Below are 15197 nucleotides of genomic sequence, written 5' to 3' on the forward strand. Positions count from 1 at the left end.
CTAGAGATTGGATTTAGTCGACGGGGGGGAAACCGATGTCGTTTTCCAGCTGGTTCATACCGAGTTGGATCTGCCGGATCTCGTCAGCGAACCCCTCCCACTGCCACGACAGAGAGGCCTCCTCTCGTGGGGCTTTCGACTCGATTGACGGGCCGGTCGTGATCGTGGTCGCTGGTCGAGGAGGCGCGCTTGCTTCGCGGGTGACTGGCGTCGTCGACGGGGATCGCGGTGACGTCCCGATCCATGGAAACTTTGCCAGCGCGAACAGGATCGCCAACGCGGCAACGGCAAACAGAGCCGCGATCACAGATCTTCCACGGGCCATGCGGGGGCGTTGCAGCAGAACGGGCAAGGGATTGGCGGAGGGGTGTCGCACGTGCGCTTCGGCTTGGCGAAGCAACTGGGCCGCGTCGATCGCCGATGCGATTCGCTGTGCAGGGGCCTTGCACAGAAATCGCTGGACCAAGCGTTCGACCCAGGGCGGCAGCGATTCGACGCGATCGACGACGGGGCTTGCCGGCGTGTCGATGACTTTGCGAAGCACCGCGATCGGGGAATCGGCGACGAAGGGCGGGCGTCCGGTCAGCATCGAATAGAGCACGCTGCCCAGGCTGAACAGATCACTTCGCGGCCCGACGTCTTCACCGGCAGCCTGTTCGGGGCTCATGTATTGCGGCGTCCCGGCGACCATGCCGCTGACGGTGACGGTGGCGTCATCGATGGCGCGGGCGAGCCCGAAGTCGGCGATCAGGATGCGGGGGCTGTTCTCTTCTAACAGGATATTGCCGGGTTTGATGTCACGATGCACCACGCCGCGCTGGTGTGCCGCGGCCAACCCTTCGGCGATTTGTGCCGCGATGCCGAGCGCGGTTTCCAAGTCCAGCGGGCCTTCCTGATCGATCCGGCATTGCAGGCTGCGACCGGCCGACGACGAACCGATCAGCGGCATCACCAAATACGGGGGATGGGATTTTTCGCTGACACCGTAGATCGGCATGATCGAAGGGTGCACGATCGCGGCGGCCGCGCGGGCTTCGCGGGTAAATCGTCGTCGGGCCGGCGCCAGGCCGGCCAAGTGTGACGCCAGAAACTTGATCGCGACCGGGCGTCCGAGTTGGTCGTCGAAACCCGATGCGACGACTCCCATGCCGCCCGAGCCGATCACCGAGTCGATTCGGTAGCGGTCGATCCGCCCCAGGCACGCCGGGTCGTTTTCTCGCGGTGGGGCAGCGATCGCGCGCAGCCAAGCCTGTGTCGCATCGGCATCATGGCCGGTCGCCGGTGCCGTCTCGGTCACCGGCAGACGTTCATCGTGGGCCGGTTCGTCCCGGCCGTACACGCTGCGGGTTTCGGTCCACAACGTTGCATCGCCGGCGAGTGTTTCCAGCCGATGCTGGCACGCATGACAGGTCGCCAAATGGTCTTCGGCGATGGATTGCTGGTGCTCGCTGAGCGTCTCATCGAGCAATCGCAGCAGGATTGCTTCGTCACAATGCAGTCCACGGGATTCGTCCCGTGGCGGAAGGTTCGCCGCGACCATTTATTCTGCCTCCCTCTGTTCGATGAATTCTCGAAGCCGTTTCAGCACGCGGCAGCGGGCCACGTACACCGCTCCTTCGCTGAGCCCCAGATCCTGCGCGACCGCGCGGGCCGGATGATCACCGACGGCTGTTTGCCAGAACGCGTCCCAGGTTGTTGCCGAGACCATCGGGCGGACGTGCTCGGCCGCACATTGAAAGAGTTGCCGGCGATGCTCCAAATCGAACTCCGTTTCCAAAGGGATTTCAATTCCGTCCACGACGTCCGCCAGCACATTCGTCTCGCCGCCGAGCGGACGCGCGGTGTCACTCAGCCGTCGAAATCGATCCACGGCCACCCGGCGCGTCGTTTGCGACAACCAGCCCCGAAACGAACCTGTACCGTCGGGGTCGAAGCGGTCGATCGCCGCCGCCACCCGTAACAACACCTCTTGGACGATCTCGCGGGCGTCGGCGTCTTGCAGCTGTCGCCGCCGGGCGAGCCGGTAGATCACCGGTTCGTAGATCTGCAAAAACTCGCTCCACGCCGCGTGGTTCCCGCGGTCACGCAACCGCAACAGCAGACTCGGTCGTGTGATGGGAGGAGCTGACACGGGTGAAACGCGAGTCCGGTGAAAACGAAGCAGGTGGCTGACATTGTTCTACACGGATGAAATGTCGCCGTCTTACATGGATTCAGAAAAACATTTTGGGGGCGAGTTGAAGTTGGTGCGTCTCGGCCGGCTTGGCCGTGATGGCACCGGACGCGTGGAACGCCGTGGTGGATGGGCTTGCCGGGCTACGCCGTGAAGCATTTGTTAGCGGCAGGGCGCGAGCCCTCCGGTTCCTCCTCTTTGCCAAAACACCGGAGGGCTCGCGGGCTGTCGATTTTGTGAACCGCGACGCGTAAGCGGCCGGGCACTGCGACGCTGCCCGAGGCCTTACGGCCAGCGGCTCACCATTGACTCAGCAGATCCTGACTAAATCGACAGCCCGCTCGCGCCCTGCCGCTAAAACCTCAAGAAACAAAGGGAAAGAATGCTTCACAGCGTTGCCCCGCCGGGGATCGGGCTGACGGGGTGGACAAACGTCTTCATCAGGTACCTTTGACAGCGTTGCATGGACGGGGTGAGCTGGTCGAGAGCGTCAGAATCGATGCGTTGGCAAGGTCTCCTCTTTTTTCTGGATTTTGGGGGGCGATAATGCGCACGGTGCCGGCGGATGGTAAGATGCTCTGCCCATTACGGTTAGGACGGTCCGCTCGGACCCCTTTCCGAGAAAGAGAAAACGTACCCCCCTTTCTTGCCTCCCTTCCTGTTGGAGATTCAACGTATGTCTCGTTTGATGTTGCCTTTGGCTGTTTTTGGTTTGCTGGTTTGCTCGGTGGTTTCGGCTGAGGAGCAGACGAAGAAGAAAGCCGCAAAAGGTTTGAAGGCCGGCGATGCGATCGGCGCGTTCCACGTCACGAAAGTCTGTGGTGCCGAGGATGATGGCGTCGAGCAAGGTGAGCGGCTTTGCTATCGCTGCAGGTATCAATCACGCCCGATGGTGATGGTGTTCGCACGTGACACCGGTGGAAAGCTGAATGACTTGGTCAAGGAAATTGACGCGGCGGTCAAAGCCAACGAAGACGCCCAACTGAGAGGCTTTGTCACATTGATGGGCGAAGACGCTGCGGCATTGAAGGACGTCGCGACCAAGGTCGTCGAGACCTCCGGTGCGACCTCCGTTCCGGTTGTGATTGCCGAAGACCATGTGACCGGACCGAGCAACTACAAGCTCGACGAAAACGCGGCCATCACGGTCGTCCTGGCCAACGACAGCAAAGTCGTCGCGGCACGTAAGTTCAACAAGGCGGACAAGGTGAACGTCAACGGCGTCATGAAAGTCGTCAACAAGATGCTCAACTAAACGAAGCGTCTAAAATGGATAGCACGGTCGTTGATGCGGCCGTGCTATTTTTTTTGCACGGTACTTTCATTGACCGCTGCACTGAAACACTTCGCGTGGCAGGACACCGGCGAGAATTTACAGGTGTACGTTCGGAGGTTGCGGAAAAAGTGCCCGTTCTTCTGGCGCATGTGGTTTTGGTGGTTGGGACCGCTGTGCGGCGCAGTCGTCGTTGCGATTGCGATGCACGGGGTTGGACCGATGATCCCGGTGAAGAACAAACTACCGTCGGGTGCGTGGGCGGCGATTGGTGCCTTCTTCGGCCTTTTCTGGTCACACCTTGGCTTGCGCCGCGCGTCTCTGGAATCGAATTCCATCGCGAACCTTAACCGCCTGATCCCCCAAGCAGCACACCCGACTGGAAAGCGCACACGGGAGTCATCCTGACTTGACGCGAAAGATCAACCCGTACGATGCCCCCAGCGAGCGGAGTCACGAGAGACCGCCCCGCACCGCTAAGTCAGCTAATCACGTTCGAGTGACATGGGTGCTCGTCGTAACGTTTGTGCTACTCGCTGTATGTGCCCTGGTGCTTCCGGCATTCCAAGCGGCCCGATGATGATTCGGAGTGGGATCACAGGTCAAAAGATTGCGGGTAAGAAAATCAATCGCGACCGTTGTCTACTTGCCCCGCATCCCAGCAGTCACTTTTCCTACCCATAATTTTCCTACCTTTCTCTCCGGAACGTAACCAGCGGTGCGATGCCCGGAGATCGGTTCAAGGGACCGTCCAGCTTAAGCCGACCGCTGTTCGCACGTACGATGGCCCTCCCCGACCGTGGACGGTTGATCTGATTTATGAACGATCTGGATTAATGATGGTTCTGACTTTCTCAGCGAGCATGAACACGGAGCCGACGAGCACGCCCCCAAGATACCCCCAGCACGCTCCAAAAATCGCATTGAAGAAGAGAAGCGGAATCAAGTCTTCCGCTGATTGACCGTTCGATTGTCGCAGAGCGACGAAAGTCATTGCAACGACAAAGAAAACGGCCCCCACAAGCATCGACGCCACGCGTGCATGTTTTCCTCCGAATAGAATCGCTTGGCCCAGCGCAATCGACGTAAAAAATGCAGCAACCACCGCGACCGCAATCATGGGTAGGCTTACGGCGCGCAGTATCGCAAAGACCATCGCGCAGGCCGTCGTCACAACAAGCGTTGTGGAAAGGTCGAACTTGCGTGGTGCGGAATACACACGTGTGCGACTCGGCGACGGTGCCTGATTTGCGGTCAATGGGCAAGTCCGATAGCGAATTGCGGTCGATCCGCGCATGTGGCGGAACGGGGATCGATTGTCCGTGTGATGCACAGCATCACCTACCGGCGTGGGCAAGGCGTCTGGATGCGACCTTGCGATCGGAGCGGATCGGGGACGGTTTCCAGTCTAACGATTTGTCTTCATGCTGGTGGGCATGAATTGGATTCTCTTGAGCCTCGTCTCGGCAACGTTATTGGGGGTGTATGACGCCGCCAAGAAATGGTCGGTTCAGGCCAATGCCGTTCCCGTCGTGTTGCTCGTCTGCGTCTCAATCGGCGCGTCACTGTATTTGCCGCTGGTACTGTGGTCGACGTTCTGGGCGGATTCGATCCCGCTGGACAGGTTCGTCGTCCGTCCGTTGAGCTGGAACGAACACGGATTGATCGCATCCAAAAGTGTTCTGGTGGGGGCGTCGTGGACGTTTGCGTTTTCGGCGTTGAAACACTTGCCGCTTTCGATCGCTGCGCCGATTCGCGCCACCAGCCCGTTCTGGACGATCGTGATTGCGATCTTGTTTTTCGGGGAGCGTCCGGCGCCGCTGCAGTGGGCGGGCATCGGCATCGTGCTGATCGGATTTTGGCGATTCACGTTGGTCGGCCGTCGCGAGGGGATTCGGTTCACGCGCAATCGCTGGGTCGCGATGATGACGATGGCGACGTTGCTGGGGGCCTGTAGTTCGATCTACGACAAATGGCTGCTCCAGAAGGCGGGTTTTGATCCGGTCACGATGCAGGCTTGGTTTACGATTGATTTGGTTCCGGTGATGGTGCCGCTGGCGGTCTGGTGGTACCGGTTCGACGCACCGGTGGCTTCCGCCGCCGGGCGGGCCAAGGGGCCGTCCCAGCCGTTTCAGTGGCGGTGGAGCATCGCGTTGGTCAGTCCGCTGCTGATTCTGGCCGACTGGTTTTATTTCGTCGCCCTTTCGGACCCCGAGGCATTGGTGTCGGTGGTCTCGGTGGTCCGCCGCAGCAGCGTGGTGATCGCGTTGGGATTTGGGGCGAAGGCGCTCAGTGAGGCGAATTTCCGCGCCAAATCGGCCTGTGTCGCCGTCATTTTGCTGGGCGTGGTGTTGCTGACGTGGCACGGGTGAGCGCGACAGCCTTCCCAGGGCGGATTTTCCGGCGGCGTGGTTTTTCACGGTGGTTTTCACGCCCGCCCGGGGCACGTATGCTAGGGCGATTGTATTGGAACGACTTTTGCTGCGATTCTTCCAACGGGTTTGACCGAGGCGGGCGGTAGGACACCGTCGCAAACGTCCCATGAGCGAGTTTCTGCTTTATTACAAGCGGCCGGACCCGACGACCTGGGTCTATCTTTCATCGTTCCTGACGATCGGGCTGTACTTCGTCTTTCACCGATTCTGGAGTATCCGCAACCTGGATATCGTCTTGCTGATTTTGCTGGCGCCGGGGTTGTTGATGGTTCACGAGGGGCGGCGGCGGCATCTCCGGGAGATGGAATCGGGTGAGATTGCGACGCGCGGTCCGTCCGATACGGAACAGGAACCGTCGCGTCCGCGGCACATCGTACCCACGCCGTTGCGGGAAACAGAGACCTCCGATGCGGCCGACCAGCCCGCTGCGTCGTCATCGGCATCGGTGCTGGTCACGGTCAACGCCAACATTCTGCAGGAGAGTGCCTCGGAAACCGCCGGCACTCGGCCGACGATCAACGAAGAAACGAACTTGCCGTTGGTCACCGAACCGCAGGCGCTGGACGAGCGGTTGGAAGCCACGTCGTTGGATCCCGATCAGGCCGAATCCGATGCCGAGCTTTCGGCCAAGGGACTGCAACGCAGCGGGTTCATCATGCTGTTTGCGGTCGAGATGCTGATTTTGATCCGCTTGATGATCGATCCGCTGATGGTGCGGCGTCCGCTGTTGGACCCCAACCTGACCGTCGGCGGGTTGTACTTTATCAGCATCTGCTTGTTTATCTTCATGATGGTCAATGTCGCCACCAGCACACCGCGAATGAGTGTCTGGCAAGGCCCGGAGTTGGGGCCGGGGTATGCGTTGATGCATCGCTTGCCGACGATCACGACGCGTCCGGTCAGCCAGGCGCTCGGCGGCGAAGAGGAGCCCACCGCGGATGAGTTGAACCAGAGCAAGCGGAGCTGGACGATTTTGGCCAAGGTGCTGGCGATTTCGGCGCACCTGGCGATCATCGTCGGCCTGGTCTTGATCGGCAATCGTCACTTCGGCAATTTGCGCAGCGGCGTCGGATGTGCGTTGCTGTATTTGATGCTTCCCTACACGGCCCAGATGACCGGCCGTGTGGATCATGCGCTGCCGGCGGCGTTGTTGTTGTGGGCGGTGCTCAATTATCGACGCCCGGTGTTTGCCGGGATCTTTCTGGGGCTGGCGGCCGGTCTGGTCTATTACCCGCTGTTCTTGTTGCCGCTGTGGTGCAGTTTTTACTGGCAGCGCGGCGTCCGCCGGTTCGCCATCGGCGTGATCGTGACGCTGGCGATTCTGGTCATGCTGTTGACCTTCGGCGGCACCGATTCGCTGGTCGACCATCTGCGTCGCATGTTCGGGTTGTTTTTGCCGACGAAGGAGCCTCGGGGGATCTGGGGGCTGGGCTGGGACCCTCGCTGGCGGTTGCCGGTGATCGTCGCGTTCGGCATTCTCAGCACGCTGTTCGCGGCCTGGCCGTCGCCGAAAAACCTGGGCACCCTGATCGGTTGTTCGGCCGCGGTGATGGTTGCGGTTCAGTTTTGGCATGGATACGGCGGCGGGCTGTACATCGCGTGGTTCCTGCCGTTGCTCTTGCTGACAATCTTCCGGCCGAATTTGCAGGATCGGGTTGCGTTGAAGGTCGTCCAGCGGGGACGATCCGAGGCGGTGCGGCAATCAGGGACAGCCGGCGGAATCCAGACGGTTTAGGAACAGCAAGAAGCGAACATGGTTGATTCTCCACAGACCCAGGCGATGGCAGAGCCCGCCGCGGACCGCTACCAAAGCCTTCTGCAGGCGTCGGCCGAGCGACTGGAAGGACTCCGCTCACGGGACGCCCGGTTTGCGATGATCCGCTTGGCGTTATTCGGCGCCGCGGTGGCCGTGCTCGCAGTCACGTACTTCGGCCACCTCGGGACACCGGGCTGGATCGTCGGGTTTGGCCTGCTGGGCGGCTTTCTGGTCGCGGCGATCTTGAATGAACCGATTCGCGACGCGATGGCCGAACAGGCGCAGGCCAACAAGGTGACCGAGCGACTGTTGGCGCGGACCCGCCGGGACTGGGACGCGTTGGATTGGAAAACGACGCGGGCGAAACTGAAGACCGTCGAGTTGGAAGAACACCAAAAAGACGTCGCCGATGATCTGGATCTGCTCGGCAAAAGTTCGCTGTTCCAATTCGTCTCGATGGTTGGGACGACGATCGGAGTCCGCACGTTGGCGAATTGGTTGACCGGCGTCGCCGACGCAAGCGTCGCGAGTGGCCGCAGCGCGGCGGTGCGCCGGTTGGCGCCGCGAAGAGAAGAGCGTTTTCGGTTTTATTCCCTGGCCGCCCATGTGGGCGAGGGGACCGGCGACCCCGACGAGTTCATCCGCTGGTCGCAACGCGATTCGTGGCTGGAGAAGAACCGCTGGCTGCCGGTTTGGGCGAACACGTCCGCGGTGGCGGCGACCGTTTCCGTCCTGGTGCTGATCGCCTCACGGATCGGCGTGGTCCCGACGTCGGTCGCACAGATTGCACTCGCCGTGGCGATCGGCTTGGTCGTGATCAACGCCGTGATCACGACCGTCATGCTGGGGCCGGTGCATCAGATCTTTTCGATCGCCATGGCCAGTCGTCAATCGGTCGACGCGTATCGCGAACTGTTCTCCGCTGCCGAATGGCTCGAAGGCGAAGCGGACGGCAGATCGAAAGGGCATTCGCCGGGAGATCGGCTGGGCCATCTGCATCACGTGCTGTTGGATGACCCGGAACAATCCGCGCGTCTCGGGATGCATGCCCTCGCACGCGTCGCATCGCTCGGATCGTTGCGATCGTCCGCGTCCACGTTCCTGCTTTATCTACCGCTCCAGGCCCTCGCCTTGTGGGACATTCGAGTCCTGCAAAAACTGGAAGCCTGGCAGAAAACCTATTCTGAATCGGTGCCGCGTTGGTTTGACGCGTTCGGCGAACTGGAAGCCCTGATGTCGCTGGCGGCGGTTTACGATGAAAACCCCGATTGGGTCTTTCCCGACTGGACCGACGCCGGCGCGGATGAACTCCAATCGGCGGTGTTCCGATCCGTCGGGCTCGGGCACCCGTTGCTGCCCAATGACAGTCGCGTTTGCAACGACGTTACGGTCGGTCCGGCCGGCACGGTGCTGCTGGTCACCGGCAGCAACATGTCGGGCAAGAGCACGATGCTGCGGAGCGTCGGATTGAATGTCGCCTTGGCCGGCGCCGGGGCGCCGGTGTGTGCGACGGCACTGAGTTTGCCATCGACCGAATTGGCGACCAGCATTCGTGTCCGTGATAACTTGGCCGAAGGCGTTTCGTTCTACATGGCGGAACTGCATCGGCTCAAAGGGGTCGTCGATCGTGCCCGGGCGATGGCTTCCAACAAAGGCTGTGTCTCGTTGTTTCTGCTCGACGAGATCTTGCAGGGAACCAATTCGCGCGAACGCCAGATTGCCGTCACCCAGGTCTTGCGTCATCTGATCGAGTGTGGCGCGATCGGTGCGATCAGCACGCACGATTTGGAGCTCGCCGATGAACCGGAGTTGCAAGCGGTATCGGAGATCGTGCACTTTCGCGAGACGATCACTCCGGATGCTTCGGGCAACGAACAGATGACGTTTGACTATCAGATGCATTCCGGCGTCAGCCCCACGACCAACGCGTTGCGTCTGTTGGAGATCGTCGGGTTGGGATCAAGCGACTGACCGATCGGGCCGTCGTCTACAAAAAAGGTGTCCGACACCTTTTTGGCGCAATGGGTGGTCTGGGTAGGGAGGGGGGCGATGCGATGGCGCAGAAATCAAGCAGCGGTTGCCTATTCTCTCCGCAACCCGCCGACTCCGGACTCATCACAGCAGCGTCGCAGGTCTTTCGTTAGGGTCTAGTCCAGACCCTTAGTTGTCACTGCACGGCCGGATGACTTCCCCAGTCTGGGCGTTGGAGGAATCACGTTCGGGCCCGGTATGAGACGTGCGTTGAGGGCTGGGGGACATGCAATGAAGCGCGTCCCTCGTCTTTATCGAATCACGTTGAATCGCTCATCAGGCACTCAGGCGAACCTTCTGTGGAGCTTACGTCGTTCGAAATCATGGAAGGCCATTGGTCGATTTCCCCACTTTTTCACCGCGCCTGATGATCAGGATTTTTCATGAGCACAGCATTTGCCAATCCAGTTGAAACCGGTCCCTCCAAAGGTGCCGCCGGCGGCTCCAGTTCGAGCAGCGGCGGATCGACTCCGCGACGAACCGCCGTGGCTGCGGTCATCAATCGAATCTCCAGCCCGCAAACGATCGAGTTCGTCGATGTTCCGGCCCAGGAGTATTATTCGGCCAACGTGTTCACCAAGTCGGTGATGAAAGATCGTTTGCCAAAAAGCGTCTTCAAGTCGTTGATTCGCACGATCGATTCGGGCGAGAAACTGGATCCCGAAATTGCCGACGTGGTGGCATCGGCGATCAAAGATTGGGCGATGGAAAAAGGCGCGACGCACTACGCCCACGTGTTTTATCCGTTGACCGGCGCGACCGCCGAGAAGCACGACAGTTTTCTTTCGCCCACCTCCGACGGCGGCACCCTTTCCGAATTCAGCGGCAAGCAGCTTTGCCAAGGCGAACCGGACGGATCGAGTTTTCCCAGCGGCGGGATTCGAGTCACGTCTCAGGCCCGGGGCTACACGATTTGGGACGTCACCAGCCCGGCCTACATTTTAGAGAACCCCAACGGGACGACGTTGTGCATTCCGACGGCGTTTGTTTCTTGGACGGGCGAGGCACTGGACAAGAAGACGCCGGTGTTGCGTTCGATGCAGGCGCTCAACAAACAGGCCCAGCGGATCCTCAATATCTTCGGTCATGACGACGGCGCGTTCGTGGCATCGACGGCCGGCCCGGAACAGGAATACTTTCTGGTCGACCGCAACTTCTACTACGCACGCCCCGACTTGCTCAATGCCGGCAGGACGCTGTTCGGTGCCAAGCCGCCCAAGGGGCAGGAGTTCGACGACCACTATTTCGGCGCGATTCCCGAACGCGTGTTGGCGTTCATGTGCGAGGCCGAGCGTGAGCTGTTCAAGCTGGGGATTCCCGTCAAGACGCGTCACAATGAAGTCGCGCCGGGGCAGTTCGAAGTGGCACCGGTATTCGAATCGGCCAACGTCGCGGCGGATCACCAGCAATTGATGATGCTGACGCTGCGTAAGACGGCCGAGAAATACGGCATGGCGTGCCTGATGCACGAAAAACCCTTCGCCGGCGTGAACGGTTCGGGCAAGCACGTCAATTGGTCGTTGGGCAGTTCATCGCAAGGGAACCTGTTGGATCCGGGCGACACGCCGCACGACAACGCCCAGTTCTTGGTCTTTTGTGCCGCGATCATTCGCGCCGTCTACAAGCACCAGGGATTACTTCGGGCCGTCGTCGCCAGCGCCGGCAACGACCACCGTCTGGGCGCCAACGAAGCACCTCCGGCGATTATCTCCATTTTCCTCGGGGATCAATTGACCGATGTGTTTGAGCAGATCAAGGCCGGTGGTGCCAACAGTTCGCTGCCGTCCGGCACGCTGGAGGTCGGTGTCGATGTCTTGCCGCCGTTGCCCAAGGACGCCGGAGACCGCAACCGGACCAGTCCCTTTGCCTTCACCGGAAACCGTTTCGAGTTTCGTGCCGTCGGATCGAATCAATCGATCTCCGGACCGTTGGTCGCGATGAACACGATCATTGCCGATTCGGTCGACTACTGTGCGACGAAGCTGGAAGAAGCGGTCGCCAAAAACCCCGATGGACTCAACGCCGCCATCCAGACCTTGCTCTCGGACATCATCGCGGAGTGTTCTCCGATCATCTTTAACGGTGACGGCTATTCGGAAGAGTGGCACAAGGAGGCCGAAAAACGCGGGCTGCTGAATTTGAAAACCACGGCCGACGCGTTGCCGCAATTGGCAACGCCCGAGACCATCGAGATGTTCTCCAAGTACGGCGTGTTGTCCGAACGAGAGCTGGAAAGCCGTTTGGAAACGTACCAAGAACAGTACTGCATGACGGTCAGTGTCGAGGCCACTCTGGCACTGTCCATCGCCCGCACGCTGATTTTCCCGGCGGCGATTCGGTATCAAAACGAATTGGCATCGACGTGTGCCAACCTCAAAGCCGTCGGCTATGACTTTGACACCGACACCTTGGACTCGATGACCCAACTGGTCAAATCGCTTCAGGAAGGCATCGCCACGCTGGAGCATGCGATCAACGACGTCTCGGCCACCACGCCGGACGACGAGTGCCGGCACTGCTGTGACGCCATCTTGCCGTCGATGCTGGCCCTGCGCGAAACGGTCGACAAGCTGGAAGAAGTCGTCGCCGATGACATCTGGCCGCTGCCGACGTACCAGGAAATGCTGTTCATCAAGTGATGCACTTGGCAAGGTCGCCGGATAGCGAAACATCCGTAGTGTGGTACGGTACGTTCGCTATCCGGTCGGCCTGTCATGCACCGACGTGGGAGCCGGTCTCCAGCCCGCCGTGCTGGCACGCCCGACGGAAGGCCGATCCCTCGCCGGTTTCACGCCGGTTTCTCGCCGAGACCCTGACGACAGTTTGTCGCGGGGGCGATCTCAGTCCATCGGGGCTTCTTTCAGGTCCCGTCTTTACATCTGAGATTCGTGATTAGGATAGAGGGGTGTCCCGCGTCCGAGTCGGCCCGCCCCTTCGATGGGCGTTCCGATAGTCGACGCAATCGTGCCAGGCACAAACGCCTAGGCGACCGGCACCGCGTGGCCCCTTGCTGACGCATGCGGGCTTGGATCAACAAGCCGGATTGTCGCCGGCCAGCCCACCCCCCATCCCCCCGATCAAGCCAAGACGATGAAAACCACCCTGACCGCAACGTTCACCCTCGTGGCACTGCTCCTGACCGATGGTGCGGTGACGAATTGTGCAGCCGCCGACTGTGGCGGTCCGCTCGCTCGTCTGCTGCGACGGCCTTCCAAATCCGCTTGCGCCCCCGCACCCTGTCGGACGTCGTCGCACTGCGATCAACCCAGCCAATTGAACATCATGCTGACCACCGAGCTGGTCGCGCTGCGTGAACAGTTGGAAGAGATGAAAGCTCAGGCGGCGGAAAAGGACGAGGCGCTCGCAGCGTCCGAGGAAGTGGTGGAAAAGCTGCACGCCGAGCTGGACGAACAAGCCGCGAAGTTGGCCGAGCAAACCAAGCGAGCCGACGCCGCGACCAACGCGTTGGCCAAGGCCAAAGAGGCTGCCGCCAAGGCCAAGCAGGCTGCCGCCAAGGCCAAGCAGGCTGCCACCAAGGCTGAGAAAGCCGCCAGTCAGGCAGCGGCCAAAGCGAAGGAGCAACTCGATCAAGCCCAAGAGCAGAACGCGAATCTGAAAAAACGTGCGCAAGCGGCCAACCGCCAGCTGAAAGCCGCCCAAGAGGCGCTCGCCCAAGAAAAGAAAGAGCGTGAAGAAGAGCGACGTCAGCAAGAGGAGAAAGCCGTCGAGCCTCAGCCTGCCGCGGTGAAAGAGGAAAACGCAGCCGACGAGACCGAAGCGGCCCCGGGCGATGCAGACGCCGAGCCCGCAGCGGAGTGATCAGTCTCTCCAATGGCACGGGCAGATGTGTTGGTGTGCAGGCTTGAGGGCAATGCCGCGCATAGGACCACCGGTTTTTCCAGTACGACGGCCCTTCCGGGCCGTCGTCCGTTGGACTCCGGGCGACGACCTAGAAAGGACGTCGTACAACGGTCTGCTGTTCCAGTACGACGGCCCTTCCGGGCCGTCGTCGTTAGGGCTCGCCCCGACGTCCTTTCTAGGTCGGCAGCCCGAAGTACGCCTTGGACTTGATCACTTCGGCAACCGGCAGCGGAACCTTGGACTCCCATTCGGAGTCCCCTTTCTTGATCTGCGCCAGCACATCGCGTGAGAAGATCTTCAAACAGGACGGATCGAAATTGTCCAGGTTGATGATGTCGCCCCGGTTGTGAATGTAGTCGTACAATTGCTGCAGTTCGGATTTCGTCTTGAAATTCTCGCTGGTCACCAGTTCGCCGGTCTCGCGATCTTCCATCGGATAGCAAAAGACCTTCAAGTCATTCTTGAACAGTCTGCCGAATGATTCGAGTACGCCGCCCTGCAGTTTGGTGTAGTACTTTTCATCAAACAAGTCCTTCATGCTTGCCGCACCCATCGTGATCGCGATCGGTTCCTTGGTGTAGCCGCACAAATACGCCGCCAGACGGTAATATTCGAAGTAATCGGAGATCAAGACGGGCATGCCACAGGCGGCGATGACGTCGGCCCGGGCGAGAAAATCTCGCAGGTCGATTTCACCGGAGGACTTCAGGTTGTTCATCGTGATTTCCATCACCTGGGCAATTTCTTTGCCCTCGACCCTCGGCAGTTCGGCGAACTTTTCGTGGGCACAGCGGAGCATGTCCAGGTTGACGTTGCACACCGGTCGAAAGCTGCCCCGTTCCACCAGGATCGCTTTGCGATAGAAGAACTCCGACGGTTGCAACACTTCGCCGTTCGCGGCAAACATCGCCGCGCCGCTGAGGCCGAGTTCGACCAGCTTGAGACTCATCAGGCGGTTGTCGACGTGTCGGAATGCGATCCCGGAAAACTCGATCATGTCGATCTCGATCCGGGACGTCGTCAATCCGTCCAGCAAAGAATCAACCAACAATTCAGGTTCGTGGTTCAATGCCGTGGCGCCGTAGACCAGATTGACGCCGACGATACCGAGTGCCTCCTGCTGTAGCGCCGCTTCGTTGTCCAACATCCGCACATGGATGATGATTTGGCTGTCTTCGTCACGCGGGTGTGCCTGGAATTTGATGCCCATCCAGCCGTGGCATTGGTTGGTGCCGTGAAAGTTTCGCGCCGAGACCGTATCGGCAAAGGCAAAGAACGCCGTGGTGTCGCCACGAGTTTCACGCAATCGATCCAGGTTCAAGGCGTGTTCATAGTCCAGCATCGCTTGCAAGCGTTCGCGACAGACATAACGCGACGCGCGTCCATAGATCGCATCGCTGACCTTCATGTCGTACGCCGACATGCTTTTGGCGATCGTTCCGGCAGCCGCGCCGACGCGAAAGAACCACCGCACCACTTCCTGGCCGGCTCCGATTTCGGCGAACGTTCCATAGCGACGCGAATCGAGGTTCACGTCGAGCGCCTTTTGACGAGTGCTGAGGGTTTCGACCGAGGGTCTGATGGGGTACGAGTTTGGCATAGAATCTTCGGGTCAGCGGAAGGGAGCGAAGCCGTCTCATCGTCGGCAGTCTATCGGATTCGCGTCCC

11 protein-coding genes are annotated in these 15197 nt (G+C 60.2%); 7 read left to right on the plus strand and 4 right to left on the minus strand.

Translation table 11 applies throughout. From position 1 onward, the window contains the following. Window positions 1-13: 13 nt before the first annotated feature. Window positions 14-1540, minus strand: a complete 1527-nt coding sequence (locus Enr13x_RS03735; protein WP_145384761.1) for a serine/threonine-protein kinase — start codon at window positions 1538-1540, stop codon at window positions 14-16. Then, a complete protein-coding gene (locus tag Enr13x_RS03740) occupies window positions 1541-2131 on the minus strand; it encodes an RNA polymerase sigma factor (RefSeq protein ID WP_145384762.1) in 591 nt (196 codons plus the stop codon). A 718-nt stretch (window positions 2132-2849) separates the two neighbouring features. Here Enr13x_RS03740 and Enr13x_RS03745 point away from each other — a divergent pair. Together Enr13x_RS03745 and Enr13x_RS03750 are read left to right on the plus strand one after the other, a co-directional pair. After that, on the plus strand, window positions 2850-3428 hold the full coding sequence (locus tag Enr13x_RS03745; RefSeq protein WP_145384763.1) for a hypothetical protein: 579 nt from the start codon (window positions 2850-2852) through the stop codon (window positions 3426-3428). A gap of 69 nt (window positions 3429-3497) precedes the next feature. Further along, window positions 3498-3854 (plus strand): hypothetical protein, encoded by a 357-nt coding sequence (locus Enr13x_RS03750; protein ID WP_145384764.1) that lies wholly within the window; start codon window positions 3498-3500, stop codon window positions 3852-3854. Between the two features lie 409 nt (window positions 3855-4263). Here Enr13x_RS03750 and Enr13x_RS03755 read toward each other — a convergent pair whose 3' ends face one another. After that, window positions 4264-4665 carry a hypothetical protein gene (locus Enr13x_RS03755; protein WP_145384765.1) on the minus strand — a complete coding sequence of 134 codons (402 nt, stop codon included), beginning with the start codon at window positions 4663-4665 and terminating at the stop codon, window positions 4264-4266. 217 nt (window positions 4666-4882) lie between these two features. On the opposite strand from Enr13x_RS03755, the gene Enr13x_RS03760 reads away from it, so the two are divergent. The 5 genes from Enr13x_RS03760 (at window position 4883) to Enr13x_RS03780 (ending at window position 13487) form a co-directional block, all read left to right on the plus strand. Further along, window positions 4883-5818 carry an EamA family transporter gene (locus tag Enr13x_RS03760; protein ID WP_145384766.1) on the plus strand — a complete coding sequence of 312 codons (936 nt, stop codon included), beginning with the start codon at window positions 4883-4885 and terminating at the stop codon, window positions 5816-5818. Window positions 5819-5987: 169 nt separating this feature from the next. After that, complete coding sequence (locus tag Enr13x_RS03765; RefSeq protein ID WP_145384767.1) at window positions 5988-7616, plus strand: DUF2029 domain-containing protein; 1629 nt, start codon at window positions 5988-5990, stop codon at window positions 7614-7616. Between the two features lie 18 nt (window positions 7617-7634). Next, complete coding sequence (locus Enr13x_RS03770) at window positions 7635-9608, plus strand: MutS family DNA mismatch repair protein (protein WP_231744072.1); 1974 nt, start codon at window positions 7635-7637, stop codon at window positions 9606-9608. A 443-nt stretch (window positions 9609-10051) separates the two neighbouring features. After that, on the plus strand, window positions 10052-12307 hold the full coding sequence (locus Enr13x_RS03775) for a glutamine synthetase III family protein (protein WP_145384768.1): 2256 nt from the start codon (window positions 10052-10054) through the stop codon (window positions 12305-12307). Window positions 12308-12758: 451 nt separating this feature from the next. Then, a complete protein-coding gene (locus tag Enr13x_RS03780; RefSeq protein ID WP_145384769.1) occupies window positions 12759-13487 on the plus strand; it encodes a hypothetical protein in 729 nt (242 codons plus the stop codon). 217 nt (window positions 13488-13704) lie between these two features. On the opposite strand, the gene Enr13x_RS03785 is transcribed toward Enr13x_RS03780, so the two are convergent. Beyond that, window positions 13705-15129 (minus strand): TonB-dependent receptor, encoded by a 1425-nt coding sequence (locus Enr13x_RS03785; protein ID WP_145384770.1) that lies wholly within the window; start codon window positions 15127-15129, stop codon window positions 13705-13707. Between the last annotated feature and the right edge of the window lie 68 nt (window positions 15130-15197).

It is taken from the genome of Stieleria neptunia (assembly GCF_007754155.1).
Classification (GTDB): Bacteria; Planctomycetota; Planctomycetia; order Pirellulales; family Pirellulaceae; genus Stieleria; species Stieleria neptunia.

Excerpts from the sequence above, each read along its gene's own strand:
- Enr13x_RS03735 (WP_145384761.1), bottom strand. The coding sequence starts at position 1,540 with ATGGTCGCGGCGAACCTTCCGCCACGGGACGAATCCCGTGGACTGCAT.
- Enr13x_RS03745 (WP_145384763.1), top strand. The coding sequence starts at position 2,850 with ATGTCTCGTTTGATGTTGCCTTTGGCTGTTTTTGGTTTGCTGGTTTGC.
- Enr13x_RS03760 (WP_145384766.1), top strand. The coding sequence starts at position 4,883 with ATGAATTGGATTCTCTTGAGCCTCGTCTCGGCAACGTTATTGGGGGTG.
- Enr13x_RS03765 (WP_145384767.1), top strand. The coding sequence starts at position 5,988 with ATGAGCGAGTTTCTGCTTTATTACAAGCGGCCGGACCCGACGACCTGG.
- Enr13x_RS03770 (WP_231744072.1), top strand. The coding sequence starts at position 7,635 with ATGGTTGATTCTCCACAGACCCAGGCGATGGCAGAGCCCGCCGCGGAC.
- Enr13x_RS03775 (WP_145384768.1), top strand. The coding sequence starts at position 10,052 with ATGAGCACAGCATTTGCCAATCCAGTTGAAACCGGTCCCTCCAAAGGT.
- Enr13x_RS03780 (WP_145384769.1), top strand. The coding sequence starts at position 12,759 with ATGAAAACCACCCTGACCGCAACGTTCACCCTCGTGGCACTGCTCCTG.
- Enr13x_RS03785 (WP_145384770.1), bottom strand. The coding sequence starts at position 15,129 with ATGCCAAACTCGTACCCCATCAGACCCTCGGTCGAAACCCTCAGCACT.